The organism is Leucobacter chromiireducens subsp. solipictus (assembly GCF_016758195.1).
Classification (GTDB): Bacteria; Actinomycetota; Actinomycetes; order Actinomycetales; family Microbacteriaceae; genus Leucobacter; species Leucobacter solipictus.
This window is the reverse complement of the sequence record NZ_QYAC01000003.1, coordinates 417923-435009: the sequence shown is the minus strand read 5'-3', so window position 1 is coordinate 435009 and position 17087 is coordinate 417923. Positions and strand designations below refer to the sequence as shown.

Below are 17087 nucleotides of genomic sequence, written 5' to 3'. Positions count from 1 at the left end.
GCGGCGCAGGACGCCGGCGCGGCTACACCCGACGGTACGTGAGATCGCGGATCGCGCGGCCCTTCTCGGTGCCCTTCCGCTCGAACGCGGTGCGGACGCGGCCCTCGTAGCGCTCGGCCCAGTCCCCCGCGAAGTCCCGCTCGAACTCGGCGGCCGCGTCGAGCACCTCGCGCATCTGCTCGGCGTAGTGCTCCCAGTCGGTGGCGAGCCGGATCACGCCGCCCGGGCGGAGCACGCGCGCCGCGATCGCCATGAAATCGGGGGCGATGAGGCGTCGCTTGTGATGGCGGGCCTTTTTCCACGGGTCCGGGAAGAACACCCACAGTTCGTCGGCCGATCCGGCGGGCAGGTAGCGCTCCAGCATTTCGGGAGCGTTGACCTCGGCCAGCCGCAGGTTGTCGAGATCGGCTTCCTCAGCCGCCGTCATGGTGCGGGCGAGCCCGGCACGGAACACCTCGAGCGCGAGGAAGTTCGTGTCCGGCCGCTGCGACGCGGCGTGCACGATGGCGTGGCCCTGCCCGGATCCGATCTCGATCACGAGCGGCGCGCGCCGGCCAAACAGTTCCTCGGGGTTGCCGGTGGCCCCCTCGGCGATGCTGGAGACCGCGGGACCGGGCGGCACGTTAATCAGGTAGCGCGGCGAGAGCTCGTCCCAGCCGCGCAGCTGCCCGCTGGTCATGCGACCGCTCCGGCGTACGAAGGAGACGGGCTTCTCCCGAAATGTGGTGGGATCAAAGCTTTTGAACGAAGGACTATCTGGCTCGGTCACCCCACCACGGTAGTCGCGCAAGCCCGCGAGGCCAAGCTGGGCGCGGTAGCATGTCCGTACCGCACGGACCAGGAGGCACACAATGACCCGGCGAATCTTGCTCGTCAACGGACCGAACCTGAACCTGCTGGGCACGCGCGAGCCCGAGGTGTACGGTGAGGAAACGCTCGCCGACGTGGAGGCCCTGACGAGCCGGGTCGCGGCGGACTTCGGCCTGGAGGTGCGGGCGGTGCAGAGCAATCACGAGGGCGTGTTGCTCGACGCGATCCACGACGCCCGCACGGACTGCGCGGGCATCATCATCAACCCGGGGGCGTTCACGCACACCTCGGTGGCGCTGCGCGATGCGATCAGCGCGGTGGCGCTGCCCACCGCCGAGGTCCACATTTCCAACGTGCACCGGCGCGAGGAGTTCCGGCACCACTCCTTCATCTCCGCGGTTGCGGCCTGCGTGATTGTCGGGTGCGGGGTGCAGGGCTACGAGTTGGCGGTGCGCCGGATCGCGACGCTGATCGCGCAGTAGCCCACGGGGCGGTCACGCCGCACGGCGGGATCACAGATCCGACCCCGTACCCGCTCGTCACACGCTGGGGCGCGGTGGCAGGGGCGCGGGGGCCCTACGGCGCCGTCAGGAACACGCGGAACAGCTCCGGGTTGTGCGCGTGCACGAGAACGGCGAACACGACCGCGTCGAACAGCAGGTGCACGGTCACGACGTAGCCGAGCGAGCGCGTGCGCGCGAAGATCAGCCCCTGCATCAGCGCAAACGGGATCGTCAGGAGTGGCCCCCAGGCCCGGTAGCCGAGCTCCCACAGAAACGACACGAACACGATCGTTTGCAGCGCGTTGGCGACCCAGAACGGGAAGTGCCGCAGCAGCAACGCGAACACCGTGCAGATGAAGAACAGTTCGTCCCAGATCCCCACCGCGCCGACCCCGAGGAACAGGCGGGCGATGAGGTCCGGCGTGTCCACCCGCGGCCAGTTCAGGTAGACCCCGGAGCTCAGAAAGTACCAGGGCAGGATCAGCCAGCCGAGCACGAGCACCGCCCCGAGCCAGCCCCAGTGGAAACGCCCCCAGCGCTGTCCGGCCCGCCACGGAAACGCGGTCGCCCGGTCGCGGTACACGAAGCGCGAAACGAGGTACGGCACCAGCACGGCCCCGCCGAGCGCCAGGGTGAAGCGGATCATCGAGCCGGTGTCGAGCTGGGCGGCGAGCGGGATCGTGCGGACGATCGCGAGGCCCAGCACGATGAGTGAGAGGTCGCGCAGGAGGGACGGGGGCCGCGGTGCCGTAGGGCCGGGCCGCCGCGCTGGATCCGGCCGCGCGCGGCGCCCGGCGCTCCGCCCGGCCCAGGCGGCGAGCGCGAGGCCGAGCAGCGCGAGCAGCGCGCCGAGCCAGAGCTGCTCCACCACGAACCAGGCGGGCGCGATCGCGCACACCGCGAGCGCCGCGGCGAGCGTGAGCGGCCGCACTCGGGCCGTCGCGCGGCCCGCCGGGCGGGCGTGGTCCCAGCTCAGAGGCGCGGCACTCGGGGGCATGCCGCGAGCTTAGACGATCACGGTGACGAACTGCGAGAAACCCCCGTTCAGAAAGCTCACACGCACGGTTCGCACGGCACACTACGCAACGTCGGAGCCGCGCGCTACGCTACCTCCATGAGCGCAGCCGACTCCGTCATCCACCCCGCCGATTCGCACGACCGCATCCGCGTCCAGGGCGCGCGCGAGCACAACCTGAAAAACGTCAGCGTGGATCTCCCCAAGCGCCGCCTCACGGCCGTCACTGGCGTGTCCGGGTCCGGCAAGAGCTCGCTCGTGTTCGCCACGATCGCCGCGGAGTCTCAGCGGCTCATCAATGAGACGTACAGCGCCTTTGTGCAGGGATTCATGCCGTCGCAGAGCCGCCCGGACGTCGACGTGCTCGAGGGGCTGACGACCGCAATCATCGTGGATCAGGAGCGCATGGGGGCCAACCCCCGTTCCACGGTCGGCACGGCGACCGACGTGAACGCGATGCTCCGGATCGTCTTTTCCCGCCTGGGCGAGCCGCGCATCGGGTCCCCCAACGCGTTTTCCTTTAACGTCGCCTCGGTGAGTGGCGCAGGCGCGGTGACGTTCGAGAAGGACGGCAAGAAGGTCAAGGAGCGGCGCTCCTTCGAGGTGCTGGGCGGTATGTGCCCCACCTGCGAGGGCCGCGGCAGCGTCAGCGACTTCGCCCTCGATCAGCTCTACGACGCGGAGAAGTCGCTGTCGGAGGGGGCGCTCACGGTGCCCGGGTACAGCATGGACGGCTGGTATGGCCGCCTGTTCGGCGCGCTCTTGCCGATGGGCACCCCGATCAAGGAGTTCACGCCGGATCAGCTGAACGATCTGCTGTACAAGGAACCCGTGAAGATCAAGGTGGATGGCACCAACCTCACGTATGAGGGCCTCATCCCGCGCATTCAGAAGTCGATGCTGTCGAAGGATCGGGAGGCGATGCAGCCCCACATCCGCGCCTTCGTGGATCGCGCGATCGTGTTCACGGCGTGCCCGGCGTGTGACGGCACCCGGCTGAACGAGTCGGCGCGCTCCTCGAAGATCGACGGACACTCGATCGCCGACGCCTGCGCGATGCAGATCAGCGATCTCGCGGAGTGGGTGCGCGGGATCGCGGACCCCGGCCTGGCCCCGCTCATCGCGAAGCTCAGCGACACCCTCGATTCCTTCGTGCAGATTGGGCTCGGCTATCTGAGCCTGGACCGGCCCACCGGCACGCTGTCCGGCGGGGAGTCGCAGCGCACCAAGATGATCCGCCACCTCGGCTCCCCCATCACGGACGCGACCTACGTCTTCGACGAGCCATCGATCGGCCTGCACCCGCACGACATGGAGCGCATGAACGAGCTGCTGCTCAAGCTCCGGGATAAGGGCAACACGGTGCTCGTGGTGGAGCACAAGCCCGAGATGATCCGCGTCGCCGATCACGTCGTGGATCTGGGGCCGCGTGCCGGCGTACACGGTGGCGAGATCTGTTTCGAGGGCACCGTGGCGGGGCTGCGCGCATCCGGGACGCTCACGGGCCGCCACCTGGACGACCGGTCCCGGCTCAAGGACGCCGTGCGGAGCGCGAACGGCGCGATCGAGGTGCGCGGTGCCGACACGCACAACCTGCGGGACGTGGACGTCGACGTGCCGCTCGGGGTGCTGTGCGTGGTGACGGGCGTCGCCGGATCCGGCAAGAGCTCGCTGATCCACGGTTCGGTGTCGAACCGTGCGGGGGTCGTGGCGGTCGATCAGGGGGCGATCAAGGGGTCACGCCGCTCGAACCCCGCCACGTACACGGGCCTGCTCGATCCGGTGCGCACGGCCTTCGCGAAGGCGAACGGGGTAAAACCGGCGCTGTTCAGCGCCAATTCCGAGGGGGCCTGCCCGGAGTGCAAGGGGGCGGGAATCATCTTCACCGACCTCGGCATGATGGCGACGATGGAGAGCCCGTGCGAGGTGTGCGAGGGGCGCCGCTTCAACGCCGACGTGCTCGAGTACACCCTCGGCGGCAAGAACATCGCCGAGGTGCTGGAGCTCAGCATGGCCGAGGCGCACGAGTTCTTCTCGGCGGGCGACGCTCGGATCCCGAAGGCCGCGAAGATCCTCGATCGTCTCGTGGACGTGGGGCTCGGCTATCTCACGCTCGGGCAGCCGCTCTCCACGCTCTCGGGCGGCGAGCGGCAGCGGCTCAAGCTCGCGATCCACATGCTCGAGGACGCGGATATCTACGTGCTCGACGAGCCCACCACCGGCCTGCACTTGGCGGACGTCGAACAGCTGCTCGGGCTGCTGGATCGGCTGGTCGACGCGGGCAAGAGCGTGATCGTGATCGAGCATCACCAGGCCGTGATGGCGCACGCCGACTGGATCATCGATCTCGGTCCGGGTGCCGGTTTGCAGGGCGGCACGGTCGTGTTCGAGGGCACCCCGCGGGAACTCGTGACCGCGGCGTCGCCGACCCTCACGGGGCAGCACCTCGCGGCCTACATCGCCCACTAGCGGCGCTGCGGCGTGGATTCCAGGGTGCAGTAGGGCCCCGCGCACGGGAGGAGCGGTGCACGCGGGGTCTCGCCCGCGGGCACCACCAGCAACTCGGCCGCGCGCTCGGGTGCCATGATCTGCACCCCGATCGTGGTCATCACCCGCCGCGACGCGTCACACCGCGGGTCGAATGGGGGCTGTACGTAGTCGAAGGCGCGGAGCGTTTCCGGCGCGAACTGCTCCTGGAGCGCGTCGACGCCCGCGAGCCGCTCGTCGGTCTGGGCTTCGAGCTCGGCGCGCGTCTCAGGATCGAGCTCGGCCAACAGCGCATCGCTCAGCGCATCGAGCTCGGCAAAGCGCGACTTCGGCGGCGGGCCCTGATCGGCCGAGATCACTGCGGACACCACGTGGGGCGAGGTGAGGATCGGGATGTCGGGGCCGCGCACCACGAGGTCGTAGCGGGTGCCCGGTACCAGCTGCACGTCGCGGCCGGGGTCGCTCGTACACGCGGCCTGTCGCTTGTGCGTGACGCGGAACACCCCGCAGTCGGTGGGCACGAGCTTCTCGCGTGAGAAACGCGCCCGGCCGAACGTGCGCACGTTTTCGGGATTCCCGACCCGGCACTCGACCGCCGTGCGCTCGGGAAACGCCTCGTTCACGGCGGGCACGGCGAGGACCATCGGACCGGCGAGCACGATGAGCGCCACGGCCCCGAGCGACCAGCCGATCCACCGCAGCGCGCGGGAACGGGGCCGCGGTTTAGGCATCGACCGGGGCGGAGCCCAGTTCGTTCAGCGCCCGAATCAGCCGGTGCAGGTCACCGACCGCGCGCCTCCGCGGGGTGAACACGATCCGCGGCAGATCCGGCACATCACGGTCCGAGGACTCCTCCGGCCGCGCGGCCGCACGTTCGATCCGCCCGGTCTCGCAGAGCCCCGAGAAACGCTCGTTCAGTTCGTCGAGCTCCGCATCGCTCGGCTCGGCGCGCAGCCGGAGCACGAGTTCGGCACCGAACCAGCGCAGCGAGTCGTAGTTGCGCCAGAACCCGGTGATCTCCGCTACCGCGGCCTCCTCCGAGGTCGTGATGAGCACGCGGTCCAGGTCATCGACCGCGACGAGCCCGCTCGCGGCCAGCTGCTCGGTCACGAACGCCGCGAAGCCGCGCCAGAACGTGCCGCCGGGGCGATCCAGCAGCACGATCGGCACCGGATCCATCTTCCCGGTCTGCTGCAGGGTCAGCAGCTCGAACGTTTCGTCCATGGTGCCGAAGCCGCCCGGAAGGCACACAAAGCCGAGTGACTCTTTCACGAGCATGAGCTTGCGGGTGAAGAAGTACTTCATGGCGACCTGCCGCCCGTCGACCGCGACGAGCGCGTTCGGCTCCTCCTCGAACGGGAGCCGGATCGAGACCCCGAGCGAGCGTTCGGCCCCGGCCCCGGTCGCCGCGGCTTCCATGATGCCGGGGCCCGCCCCGGTGACGACGAGCCAGCCCTGCTCGGCGAGCGCCCGTGCGGTGCCGGCGGCGAGCTCCCACAGCGGATCGTGGGACTGCGTGCGCGCCGACCCGAAGATCGTGACCTTGGGGATCCCCTCATAGGGCGCGAACAGTCGGAACGCGGCGCGCATCTCCTCGACGGCGGCCGCGGTGATCTTGAGATCCCGCCGCGCCGTGCCGTCCTGCCCGAGCCCCACCCCCGTCTCCAGGATGCGCCGGATCAGGGTGCGGTGCGCCGTGATGCCGTGCTCGGCAAGGAGCTCGGTCAGCGTCGCGCGAAGCGCGGCCTGGGCCGCGTCGGAACCGGAAAGCTGCGGAGAAGTCACCCCCTCAGTCTAGGCATGCTCGCCGGTCTACCCGATAGGGTGAGGCCATGCCGGCACGGCGCACCCAATTCGCACCGCAGTCCACCCACGGGGAGCTCGCGGTAGCGCTCGCTGCGCTCCGCACCGAGTTTTCCGTTCCGAACGGGTTTCCCGAGGCGGCGACGGCCGAGGCCGCGGCCTCGACCCCGGTGGTCCCGGAGCTGGATCTGCGCGATATCCCGTTTGTCACCCTCGACCCGCCCGGATCCCGCGACCTTGACCAGGCGTTCCACATTGCCCGCGCGGGTTCCGGCTGGCTGGTGCGCTACGCGATCGCGGACGTGCCCGGCTACGTCCCCCCGGAGGGGCCACTCGATGCGGCGGCGCGGGATCGCGGGCAGACGCTTTACCTCCCCGACGGCACGGTCCCGCTGCACCCCCGCGTGCTGAGCGAGGGCCGCGCGTCACTCCTGCCCGGCGAGGACCGTTCAGCCCGCGTGTGGACGATCCGGCTTGATGCGTCCGGGGCGGTCGGTGACACCCGATTGGAGCGCGCGCTGATCCGCTCCCGCGCCCAGCTCGACTACCCCGGCGCACAGCGCGCCCTCGACGCGGGCACCGCCGCCGAACCGCTGTCGCTGCTGCCCGAGGTGGGGCGGCTGCGTCAGGCGCAGGAGCGGCTGCGCGGCGGCGCGAGCCTGAACATGCCGGAGGAGCGGATCATCGAGTCCGCGGCGGGGTACCGCATCGAACGGCGGTTCCCGCTCCCGGTCGAGGAGTGGAACGCGCAACTGTCGCTGCTGACCGGCATCGTGGCCGGCGAGCTCATGCTGGCCGGCGGAGTGGGGATCCTGCGCACGATGCCCAGCCCGGCGCCCGAGGCCCTGCGCGAGTTCCGCGGCCGCGTTGCCGCGCTCGGCGATCCGTGGGACCCCGAGCTGAGCTACGGCGAGTACCTGCACCGCCTCTCCCCCGACGCGCCGCACACCCCCGCGGTGCTCCAGGCCGCGGCGGCGCTGTTCCGCGGTGCCGACTACGCCGCGTTCGACGGTGTCTCGCCCGAGGAAACCCACCAGGCGGCCATCGCGGCCCCCTACGCGCACGTGACGGCCCCGCTGCGGCGGCTCGTCGACCGCTGGGGGCTCGTGGTGTGCTCCGCGCTCAGCGCCGGCACCCCCGTGCCGGAGTGGGCGAGAGCGAGTCTCCCGGAGCTCCCGCGGCTCATGCAGGCCTCGAATCAGCGCGCCTCGCAGCTCAGTTCCGCGGCGATCGACCGCGTCGAGGCCGCGCTGCTCCGAGACCGCGTCGGTGAGCGCCTCGAGGCGGTCGTCATTGAGGTGCGCGGCACCCGCGCCCGGGTGCAGGTGGTGGAGCCGCCCGTCACCACGCAGTGTCCCGCGGACGGCCTGACGGTCGGCACGATGGCGACCGTCCGCGTGGTGAGCGCCACGATCGCGACCGGCACGGTCGAGCTCGTCGCGGACTGAGCCTCGCCCGCGGAAACCGCGAGCGGGCCGAGGCCCGGAGGCCACGACCCGCCGCAGAGAGGTCCGACGCTTCGGCGCTACGCCGTGATGACCTCGGGGGCGCCCGTCTCGGAGTTTGGCATCTCGGCGGCGATGCGGTTCGCTTCCTCGATCAGCGTCGCGACGATCTCGCTCTCGGGCACGGTCTTGATGACCTCGCCCTTCACGAAGATCTGCCCCTTGCCATTCCCGGAAGCGACGCCGAGGTCGGCTTCACGGGCCTCGCCGGGGCCGTTCACGACGCAGCCCATGACGGCGACGCGCAGCGGGACGCTCATGCCCTCCAGGCCCTTGGTGACCTGCTCGGCGAGCGTGTAGACGTCGACCTGTGCGCGGCCGCAGGACGGGCACGACACGATCTCAAGCTTGCGCTCGCGCAGGTTCAGGGACTGCAGGATCTGCAGGCCGACCTTCACCTCTTCGACCGGCGGCGCGGAGAGCGAGACCCGGATCGTGTCGCCGATGCCCTCGGAGAGCAGGATCCCGAACGCGGTGGCGCTCTTGATGGTGCCCTGGAACGCGGGGCCGGCCTCGGTGACCCCGAGATGCAGCGGCCAGTCGCCGCGCTCGGCGAGCTGACGGTAGGCCTGCACCATGACGATCGGGTCGTTGTGCTTCACGGAGATCTTGAAGTCGTGGAAATCATGCTCTTCGAAGAGCGACGCCTCCCAGACGGCGCTCTCGACGAGCGCCTCCGGCGTGGCCTTGCCGTACTTCTGCAGCAGGCGGGGATCCAGCGAGCCGGCGTTCACGCCGATGCGGAGCGAGACGCCCGCGGCCTTCGCGCGCTTCGCGATCTCGCCGACCTGGTCGTCGAACTTGCGAATGTTGCCCGGGTTGACGCGGACCGCCGCGCAGCCCGCGTCGATCGCGGCGTACACGTAGTTCGGCTGGAAGTGGATGTCCGCGATCACGGGGATCTGGCTCTTCTTCGCGATGATCGGGAGCGCCTCGGCATCGTCACGGCTCGGGCACGCGACGCGCACGATGTCGCAGCCGGAGGCGGTGAGCTCCGCGATCTGCTGCAGGGTCGCGTTGATGTCGGTCGTCGGGGTCGTGGTCATCGACTGGACGGAGATCTGCGATTTCCCGCCGACAGTGACGGATCCGACCTTGATTTCACGGGACTTGCGCCGGGGTGCGAGGGTTACGGGGACCTTGGGAATACCCAGATTGACTGCTGCCACAGCGATCAGTCTACTCGCGGATCCTGCGAACGCGCCCGGGCGGGGCGTGCCGCCCGTACTGAGCGACCCCGCTACCCGAAGAAGTTCACCGGTTTGACCAGGTCCGCGTAGACGAGCAACGCCGTCATTGCCCCGAACACGATCACCACGACGAAGGTGATCGGCACCATCTTTGCGGAGTCCACCGGCCCGGGATCCGGCTTGCCGCGGAGCTTCGCGATACCGCGCTTCATGGCCTCGTAGAACGCGCCGAGCACGTGGCCGCCGTCGAGCGGCATGAGGGGCAGGAGGTTGAACACGAACAGCGCCACGTTCAGCGAGCCGAGCAGGCCGATCACGGTCTGGGCACGGGCGGCCACGGGGGCCTCGTCGAGACTCACGATCTCCCCGGCGAGGCGTCCCACGCCGACCACGCTCATGGGGCCATTCGGGTCCCGCTCCTCCGCGCCGAACGCGGCGTTCCAGGTCGCGACCATGCGTTGCGGCAGCTGGCTGATCACCCGGGCGACCTGGGCGACGTTGTCGCCGACAAAGCCGGGTACGGCGGAAAGCGGCTGCGGCACGGTCTCGCTCGCGGGGGTCGCCCCCACCATGCCGACCACCTCGGTGACGGGCGCCCCCGCGGCGTCGGTCACCGCGCGCCCCTGCGCGTCGACGACCACCCGAGCGTTGGGCTCGGGGGTCAGGGAGACACGCTGTTCGCTCCCGTCACGCAGGATGCCGAGCTGCATGGTGATGCCCGGGCTCGCCGCGACGAGGCCCCGGAATTCGTCCCAGTCCGCGATCGGGGTCCCATTCACCGAGATGATCTCGTCCCCGGGCATGAGACCCGCGGCCGCTGCGGGCGCTGCCGGATCCTCCGCCGCGCACTGCGTGGCCGTGCTCCCGGCGGGCTGCAGGCACTCGCTCACCTGACCGAGCGTGGTGCTGGACTGCGGCAGGCCGAAGCCGACGAGCATGATGCCGAAGAACACGAAGGCGAGCACGAGGTTCATCACCGGGCCGCCGAGCATGACGATGACCCGTTTCCACCACGCGAGCTGGTAGAAGGCGCGGTGGTCTTCGCCCTCGGCAATGGTTTCAGCGCTCGCGAGCCGGGCTTCGTCCACGAGTCCGGCGACCCCGCGCCGGGGGGCGTCAGCGGCCGCAGGCTCGGCGTCGCGCACGAGTTCAGCGGTGTTCCCGTCCTTCGCGCGCGGGTGGATCGGGCCCTCCTCCACCACGGAGTTGAGAAAGCCCGTCGTGGAGGCCCGAGGTGCCTCGCCCGGCTGCTTGGGCGGGTACATCCCGGTCATCGCGACGTAGCCGCCGAGCGGCAGCATCTTGACCCCGTACTCGGTCTCGCCCTTCTTCCGGGACCAGATCGTCTTCCCGAACCCGATCATGTACTGCGTCACTTTGACGCCGAACAGTTTCGCGGGGAGCAGGTGCCCGATCTCGTGCAGCCCGATGGACACGGCAAGGCCGATCAGGATGATGAGGATCCCGAACACGTAGAGCAGCACGTCAGTCACCGCTTCAGGCTAGTCGCTCCGTCCGCGGCGGCGCTGTGGGATTGCCGAGGGGTGGCCCGGAATCGGCTGTACTCGACGGTCTCGGAACCCCGGATCGCGCACCTACGCGCGGCCCGCGATCACCTTCGCTGCGTGCTCGCGCGCCCATCGCTCCGCCTCGCCGAGTGCCGGGAGCGTCAGCTGCGCGGGAGCGGTGTGCGCCTCGAGTACGTCGCGCACGGTGTCGACGATGTCGAGGAAGCCGATGCGGCCGGCGTGGAACGCGGTCACCGCTTCCTCGTTCGCCGCGTTGTACACCGCGGGATAGGTGAGGCGCGCACGGCCGACCTCCTTCGCGAGCTCCACCGCGGGGAACGCCGCGTGATCGAGCGGTTCGAAGTCCCAGCTGCTCGCGGTGCGCCAGTCGAGCGGGGCACCGATGTTCGGCAGGCGCTCGGGCCAGGTCAGGCCGAGCGCGATCGGCAGCCGCATATCGGGCGGGGAGGCCTGCGCGATCGTGGAGCCATCCTGGAATTCCACCATCGAGTGCACGATCGACTGTGGGTGCACGACGACCTCGATGTCGCTGTACGCGACCCCGAACAGCAGGTGCGCCTCGATCACTTCGAGTCCCTTGTTCATGAGGGTGGCCGAGTTGGTCGTGACCATCGGCCCCATGTTCCAGGTGGGGTGTGCGAGCGCCTCCCCCGGCGTGACCGCGCGCAGCTCGTCCCGGCTGCGGCCGCGGAACGGGCCGCCCGAGGCGGTCAGCACGAGGCGGCGCACCTCGGCGGCGCGGCCGGACCGCAGCGCCTGCGCGATCGCAGAGTGCTCGGAGTCGACGGGCACGATCTGGCCGGGCGAGGCGAGCCCGGTGACCAGGTCGCCGCCCACGATCAGGGACTCCTTGTTGGCGAGCGCAAGGGTGCGGCCCGCTTCGAGCGCGGCGATCGTGGGGCCGAGGCCCACCGAGCCGGTGATCCCGTTCAGCACGACGTCTGCGGGCACCTCGCGGATCAGCCGCACCGCGTCGTCGGCACCGAGCGCGGTGTGCTCGACGTTGAACTCTTCCGCCTGCTGGGCGAGCTGCGCGGCGTTCGACCCGGCGACGAGGCCCACCACCTGGAACTTGCCCGGGTGTTTCCTCACCACATCGAGCGCCTGCTCGCCGATCGAACCGGTGGACCCGAGGATGACGATGCGCTTCATGATCACCATTGTGCCGCACTCCGCCCCGCCGGAACGCAGACACCCCGCCGCCCGAAGTGGGCGGCGGGGTGTCTGCGGCGCGGCATCGTTACTCCGCGTGCACCGTTCCGACGATGTCGAGCACGAACACGAGCGTGTCGTCGTTCTTCACATCGAAATCGGGGTTCGACATCTTCAGCTGGCTCTCCAGGTTGTCGCCGTAGCCGTCCTTCGGCGGCACCACGGAGATCACCTGCGAGCCGACCTTCTGACCCTCGAGCGCCTTCGTGAAGCCCGGGATCACCTCGTTGGTCTTGAACGCCGCAGCCTCGCCGCGCTTCCAGCTCGAATCGAACTCCTCGCCGGTGCGCCAGATCACGCCGCGGTAGTTGACGTAGACGCGGTCGCCCGGCTCAACGGTCTCGCCGTCGCCCTCGATGAGCGTTGCGACCTCGAGCTCCGCGGGTGCCTTCTCGCCCTCGGGCATCGTGATCGTCGGGGCGCCGTCCTTGTCGAGCTTCACGGTCGGGAAGCCCGCGGGGGCCTCCTGGGCCTTGCCCTCGGCCTTCTTCAAGAGCTCGTCGGGTGCCAGCGTGCCCGGCTCCTTCGGCACCTCGCTGATCTCGCCGAACTCCATCACGATGACGATCGGGGTGTCCTTCGTCATTCCCTCGTAGCCGGTCTGTTCCGGATCCGTGGTCTGGAACATCTCCGCGTACGGGGCGATCAGCGCGATCTGCTGGCCGGGGACGGCGCAGCGGATGCCCTCGTAGGCCCACGACACGAGCTTGTCCTTCTCAAACGGCACCGGGCTCTCGGGGAGCTGGTCCATCTCGTCGCCGGTCGTGCCGTTGAACGTGGTCATGCTCACGGAGATCGCGTCGCCTTCCTTGACGACGCCCCCCTCGCCCTCGGTGAGCACCGAGCGCTCGAACTCGGTGGTCTTCAGCGGGGTCTTCGCATCGAGCTTCAGATCGACGCCGGTCGAGCCCGTCACCTTCACGGCCTCGCTCGCGGCACCGGGGGCGACACAGTCCGCACCCGCCTCATCCTTCGTGGGAGAGCCGCCGGCGGAGCAGCCGGTGAGGAGCAGGGCACCCGCGAGGGCGGCCGGAAGCAGGGTGCGGGAGAGTTTCACGAAGTCTGGGTCCTTACACGCGACGGGGCCGATGCGGCCGTGGATCGGATTCGAGTATTCCGTATCCCGCTGCCCGCAGGCTGAGAGTGCGGGGCGAAAACCATGAAAAAGCTATCGGCGGGCTGCGCGCCCCCGCGATTTCGGCACCTCACGGCGCGGCAGGAGCGCACCGGCGGCACCGGCGGCAGCGAACACGAGCAGGATCATCGTCGCCACGTCGCAGCCAATGTAGACGTAGTGCCAGATCGACTGCCCCGGGTCCGCCCCGTCGAGCACCTGATCGGTGCGCGCATTCAGCGGCGGGCGCACGAGCGTGATCTTCGCCACGTAGACGCCGGCGAGCGCGAGCCAGATCCACATCCGGGCCCCGCTGATCCGCGCGGCGAGCGGCCAGAAGGACAGCAGCGTGAACGCGAGCAGGATCAGCCCCTCCGCCACGTTCAGCGCGGCGAACACGAGCCGTCCGATCCCGAGGCCCAACGGGATGGTGATGCCGGGTGCCTGGAACTTCAGCGGCGCCTCGATGAACGAGATCGCGGCGATCATGCCGAACCACAGCACGGGCAGGGCGATCCGCCAGAGCTCGATTCCGACGTGCAGGCGCTGCGAAATCTGTGGGGCAGTCATTTCGTGTCCTTCACTGCGGGGGCGGCGGATCCGGCACCGCTGCCTGCGGCGCGCGCGGCGAGCGCCGCGGCGTAGAGTTCGCGGGAGGAGAGCCCGGTGGCTTCGGCGACCGCGCGGCTCGCGTCCTTCAGGCGCTCGCCCTCGGCGACGCGCTGGAGCACCTCGGTGAGGGCCGATTCTGGGGAGACTTCGGTCTCCGGGGCGCCGCCGACGACGATCACGATCTCGCCGCGCACGCCGTCTTCGGCCCAGGCGGCGAGCTCGCCGAGCGGCCCCCGGCGCACCTCTTCGTGGAGTTTCGTGAGCTCCCGGCAGACCGCGGCCGGGCGGGACTCGCCGAACGCCGTTGCGAGATCGGCGAGCGTGACCGCGAGGCGACTCGGGGCCTCGAAGAACACGAGGGTGCGGCGTTCCGTGGCGAGCGCGGACAGCGCCCGGCCGCGCTCCCCCGCTTTCCGGGGCAGGAATCCCTCGAAGGCGAACCGATCGGTGGGGAGCCCGGCGACGGCGAGCGCGGTGATCACGGCGCTCGGGCCGGGAATCGCGCTGACGGTGACGCCGCGCTCGGCGGCAAGCTGCACCACCCGGAATCCGGGGTCTGAGACCGTCGGCATCCCCGCGTCGCTGACGAGCACCACGTCTTCCGTGCTGGCGCGCTCGACGAGGGCCGCGGCGCGGTCGTGCTCGTTGTGGTCGTGCAGCGCAATGAGCTCCGGCCGGTTGTCGATCTCGAGGAGGCGCAGCAGCTGCGCGGTGTGACGCGTGTCTTCGGCCGCGATCACGGTCGCCTGCTCAAAGGTCTCACGGAGCCGCACGGACGCGTCTCCCAGGTTGCCGATGGGCGTGGCCGCAAGCAGGATCATGTCCCCATGCTACGCCGCGCAGGCCACGCCTGGACGCCCCCACCGTGCGCCCTGCCAGAATGGCAGGCATGAGTGACCCACTGCTCCCGCCCGTGCCGTCGGTTCCGGCGCCGCAGACCGCCTCCGGCGGCCCCCCGCGTGGCCGTGCGCTCGCGATCACGGCGATGGCGGTGGGGCTCGCAGCGCTCGTGACCGTCGCCGTCGCACCGCTCACCTCGCTGGGGTTTGCGGTCGGCGGGGCGATGCTCGGGATCGCGGCGATCATCGTCGGCGTGCTCGCCCTGGTGCTCCGGCAGCCCGCCGTGCCGGCCGTCTCGGGGCTCGCGGGCGGCGCGCTCGCGGTGGTGCTCGCGCTGGTCCTCGGCGCCGTGAGCGTGGGCTCGTACCTCACCTCCCTGGCGCCCGGTGCGGCCGGTCCGCGCGCGGAGGCGTCGCCCGACGCCACGACCCCGAACCCGCCGGGCGCGGGGACCCTGGTGTGGCCGCGAAACCTCGCCACGGGTGGGGTCGTGTTCACCGGCCCCGAGCGCACCGTGCGCCCCTCGGACGCTCCGCGCGAGGGGGCGGCTCCCGCGCCGCTCCCCGCCCGTGAACTCGGCGCACCCGCGCTCATCCAGGTGTATCAGGACTACCGCTGCCCGTACTGCGCGCACTTCGCGGCAGCCAACGGTGACACGCTCGACGCGGTGCTGGATCAGGGGGCCGCGGCCGTCGAGGTCCGCGCGCTCACGTTCCTCGACCGGGTCGCCCCCGACTCGTACTACTCGTCGCGGGCCGCCGGCGCGCTCGCGTGCATCGCGGACTCGCACCCCACGGCCGCGTGGGACGCGAACGCCGCGCTCCTCGATCCGGCGGTCCAGCCGTCCGAGAGCGCACCGGGCCCGGATACCCCCGCGATGCTGGCGGCGATCGAGGACGCCACGGGCCCGCTGCCGGAGGCGACGCGATCCTGCATCACCCGAGACACGTTCGTGCCGTTCTCGGCGGCGCTCACGGAGTGGGTGTTCGCGAACCCGGTGCCCCACGCGAAGGATCCCGGTCTCGGGGTGAGCGGGACCCCGCTCGTCGTGGTGAACGGTGTGCCCTACCCGGGAGATCCGGCGGACGCGCGCGCGTTCCGGGCGTTCCTCGCCCAGCAGGGCGTCGCGCTCTCGTAGCGGCGCCCCGAGCCACCCCGCCCGCCACCGCGGACACGCGCCTGATAGCCTGGGCCGGTTATGCAGGATCCGACGCCCACTCCCCAGGAGCCCACCGTGCTCTCCCGCACCGGTGCGCTCTATTTCCCCATCGCGCTCGTGGCCCGGCTGCCCTACGCCATGGTGGTCATCGGGGTGCTGACGCTCGTCGTGTCCGCGCGCGGCTCCGTGGAGCTGGGCGGCTTGAACTCGGCAATGGTGGGCCTGGGCGTCGCCTGCTTCGGGCCGTTGATCGGTGCCGCGGCAGACCGGTTCGGGCAACGCTCCACGCTCCTGATCATGGGGGCGGTCAACAGTGTGGTCCTCGGTGGGCTCGCCTGGGCGGCGTTCAGTGATCTGCCCATCTGGGTCGTGTTTCTCGGTTCGTTTCTGACCGGGGCCTCGGTGCCGCAGACCTCCCCGATGTCGCGCTCGCGGCTCGTCACGATCATCAAGACCGAGCTGCCGCCCGCCCGCCGCCCGCGCGCGCTCTCCTCGTTCCTCGCGTACGAGTCCGCGGCCGACGAGGTCATCTTCGTGTTCGGTCCGGTAGCAGTGGGCGCGCTCGCCACGACGCTCGGCGCCTGGGCCCCGATCGTCGGGGCGGCGATCCTGACGCTCGTGTTTGTCACGGCCTTCGCCCTGCACCACACGAGTGCGCCCGCGCAGAGCGCCGCCGAGCGCGCCGCGACGCTTGCCCCCGCCTCGGAGCTGTTCCGGCCGCAGCTGCTGATCACGGTGCTCGGCATCGCCTCCGTGGGCATGTTTTTCGGCTCCATGCTCACCGCGCTCACCGCGTTCATGCAGGATCGCGGCGCCCCCGAGCAGGCCGGCCTGATCTACGGCATCATGGGCGTCGGATCCGCGATCTTCGCGATCGGGGTCGCGTTCCTGTCGCCGAAGTTCACGCTGCGCTATCGCTGGCCGATCTTCGCCGCGCTCATCCTGCTCGGGACCGTACTGGTGCAGTGGGCGCACGATCTGCCCTTCATGCTCGTGAGCCTCGCGGTGATGGGCGTGGGCGTTGGCCCGCTGCTCGTCACCCTCTACAGTTTCGGTGCGGATCGCAGTCCCGAGGGTCGCTCCGCCACGGTGATGACCATGCTCGGGTCCAGCCTGATGGTGGGCCAGTCGGCCGCCGCCGCCCTCACCGGGATCCTTGCGGAGCAGCTCAGCACGGAAGCCGCCCTCGTCGTCCCGCTCGGTGCCGCGGTGCTCGCGGTGCTCTCGGGTGCCGTGAACTGGGGGCTGACCGGGAAAAGCGCCCCGAGGCGGGGGCGGCGGCCCCGTTCAGGCACGGAATAGTCACGC

15 protein-coding genes are annotated in these 17087 nt (G+C 70.5%); 5 read left to right on the top strand and 10 right to left on the bottom strand.

Annotated elements, in window-relative coordinates:
* Positions 1–22 precede the first annotated feature (22 nt).
* A complete protein-coding gene (gene trmB, locus D3230_RS07820) occupies positions 23–679 on the bottom strand; it encodes a tRNA (guanosine(46)-N7)-methyltransferase TrmB (protein WP_237467135.1) in 657 nt (218 codons plus the stop codon).
* 172 nt (positions 680–851) lie between these two features.
* On the opposite strand from trmB, the gene aroQ reads away from it, so the two are divergent.
* Entirely contained in the window at positions 852–1292 is a 441-nt protein-coding gene (gene aroQ / locus D3230_RS07815) for a type II 3-dehydroquinate dehydratase (protein ID WP_202344460.1), read from the top strand.
* A gap of 94 nt (positions 1293–1386) precedes the next feature.
* On the opposite strand, the gene D3230_RS07810 is transcribed toward aroQ, so the two are convergent.
* Positions 1387–2310: a CPBP family intramembrane glutamic endopeptidase gene (locus D3230_RS07810; protein WP_237467133.1), complete on the bottom strand. Its 924-nt coding sequence runs from the start codon at positions 2308–2310 to the stop codon at positions 1387–1389.
* A 117-nt stretch (positions 2311–2427) separates the two neighbouring features.
* On the opposite strand from D3230_RS07810, the gene D3230_RS07805 reads away from it, so the two are divergent.
* The gene (locus D3230_RS07805; RefSeq protein WP_202344459.1) at positions 2428–4797 is read left to right on the top strand and encodes an ATP-binding cassette domain-containing protein; all 2370 of its coding nucleotides are present in this window, start codon (positions 2428–2430) and stop codon (positions 4795–4797) included.
* Here D3230_RS07805 and D3230_RS07800 read toward each other — a convergent pair.
* Both D3230_RS07800 and D3230_RS07795 read right to left on the bottom strand, forming a co-directional pair.
* The gene (locus D3230_RS07800; RefSeq protein ID WP_202344458.1) at positions 4794–5546 is read right to left on the bottom strand and encodes a hypothetical protein; all 753 of its coding nucleotides are present in this window, start codon (positions 5544–5546) and stop codon (positions 4794–4796) included. The genes D3230_RS07805 and D3230_RS07800 overlap by 4 nt on opposite strands.
* Positions 5539–6600: an LOG family protein gene (locus tag D3230_RS07795; protein ID WP_420029022.1), complete on the bottom strand. Its 1062-nt coding sequence runs from the start codon at positions 6598–6600 to the stop codon at positions 5539–5541. Before D3230_RS07795 ends, D3230_RS07800 begins: the two co-directional genes overlap by 8 nt.
* 47 nt (positions 6601–6647) lie before the next feature.
* On the opposite strand from D3230_RS07795, the gene D3230_RS07790 reads away from it, so the two are divergent.
* Positions 6648–8066, top strand: coding sequence for an RNB domain-containing ribonuclease (locus D3230_RS07790; protein WP_202344457.1), 1419 nt, complete (start codon positions 6648–6650; stop codon positions 8064–8066).
* 77 nt (positions 8067–8143) lie between these two features.
* On the opposite strand, the gene ispG is transcribed toward D3230_RS07790, so the two are convergent.
* The 6 genes from ispG to rsmI all read right to left on the bottom strand — a co-directional run bounded on the left by ispG (position 8144) and on the right by rsmI (position 14601).
* Positions 8144–9292 carry a flavodoxin-dependent (E)-4-hydroxy-3-methylbut-2-enyl-diphosphate synthase gene (ispG, locus tag D3230_RS07785; protein ID WP_202344456.1) on the bottom strand — a complete coding sequence of 383 codons (1149 nt, stop codon included), beginning with the start codon at positions 9290–9292 and terminating at the stop codon, positions 8144–8146.
* Positions 9293–9363: 71 nt separating this feature from the next.
* Positions 9364–10797, bottom strand: a complete 1434-nt coding sequence (locus D3230_RS07780) for a M50 family metallopeptidase (RefSeq protein ID WP_420029025.1) — start codon at positions 10795–10797, stop codon at positions 9364–9366.
* Between the two features lie 111 nt (positions 10798–10908).
* Entirely contained in the window at positions 10909–11994 is a 1086-nt protein-coding gene (gene dxr, locus D3230_RS07775) for a 1-deoxy-D-xylulose-5-phosphate reductoisomerase (protein ID WP_202344454.1), read from the bottom strand.
* A gap of 88 nt (positions 11995–12082) precedes the next feature.
* On the bottom strand, positions 12083–13111 hold the full coding sequence (locus tag D3230_RS07770; protein ID WP_202344453.1) for an FKBP-type peptidyl-prolyl cis-trans isomerase: 1029 nt from the start codon (positions 13109–13111) through the stop codon (positions 12083–12085).
* A gap of 111 nt (positions 13112–13222) precedes the next feature.
* Positions 13223–13738, bottom strand: coding sequence for a hypothetical protein (locus D3230_RS07765; protein ID WP_202344452.1), 516 nt, complete (start codon positions 13736–13738; stop codon positions 13223–13225).
* On the bottom strand, positions 13735–14601 hold the full coding sequence (gene rsmI, locus D3230_RS07760) for a 16S rRNA (cytidine(1402)-2'-O)-methyltransferase (protein WP_202344451.1): 867 nt from the start codon (positions 14599–14601) through the stop codon (positions 13735–13737). Before rsmI ends, D3230_RS07765 begins: the two co-directional genes overlap by 4 nt.
* Positions 14602–14669: 68 nt before the next feature.
* Here rsmI and D3230_RS07755 point away from each other — a divergent pair, with 68 nt between their 5' ends.
* Positions 14670–15758, top strand: a complete 1089-nt coding sequence (locus tag D3230_RS07755) for a DsbA family protein (protein ID WP_202344450.1) — start codon at positions 14670–14672, stop codon at positions 15756–15758.
* A 60-nt stretch (positions 15759–15818) separates the two neighbouring features.
* Complete coding sequence (locus tag D3230_RS07750; RefSeq protein WP_202344449.1) at positions 15819–17081, top strand: MFS transporter; 1263 nt, start codon at positions 15819–15821, stop codon at positions 17079–17081.
* The last annotated feature ends 6 nt before the right edge of the window (positions 17082–17087 follow it).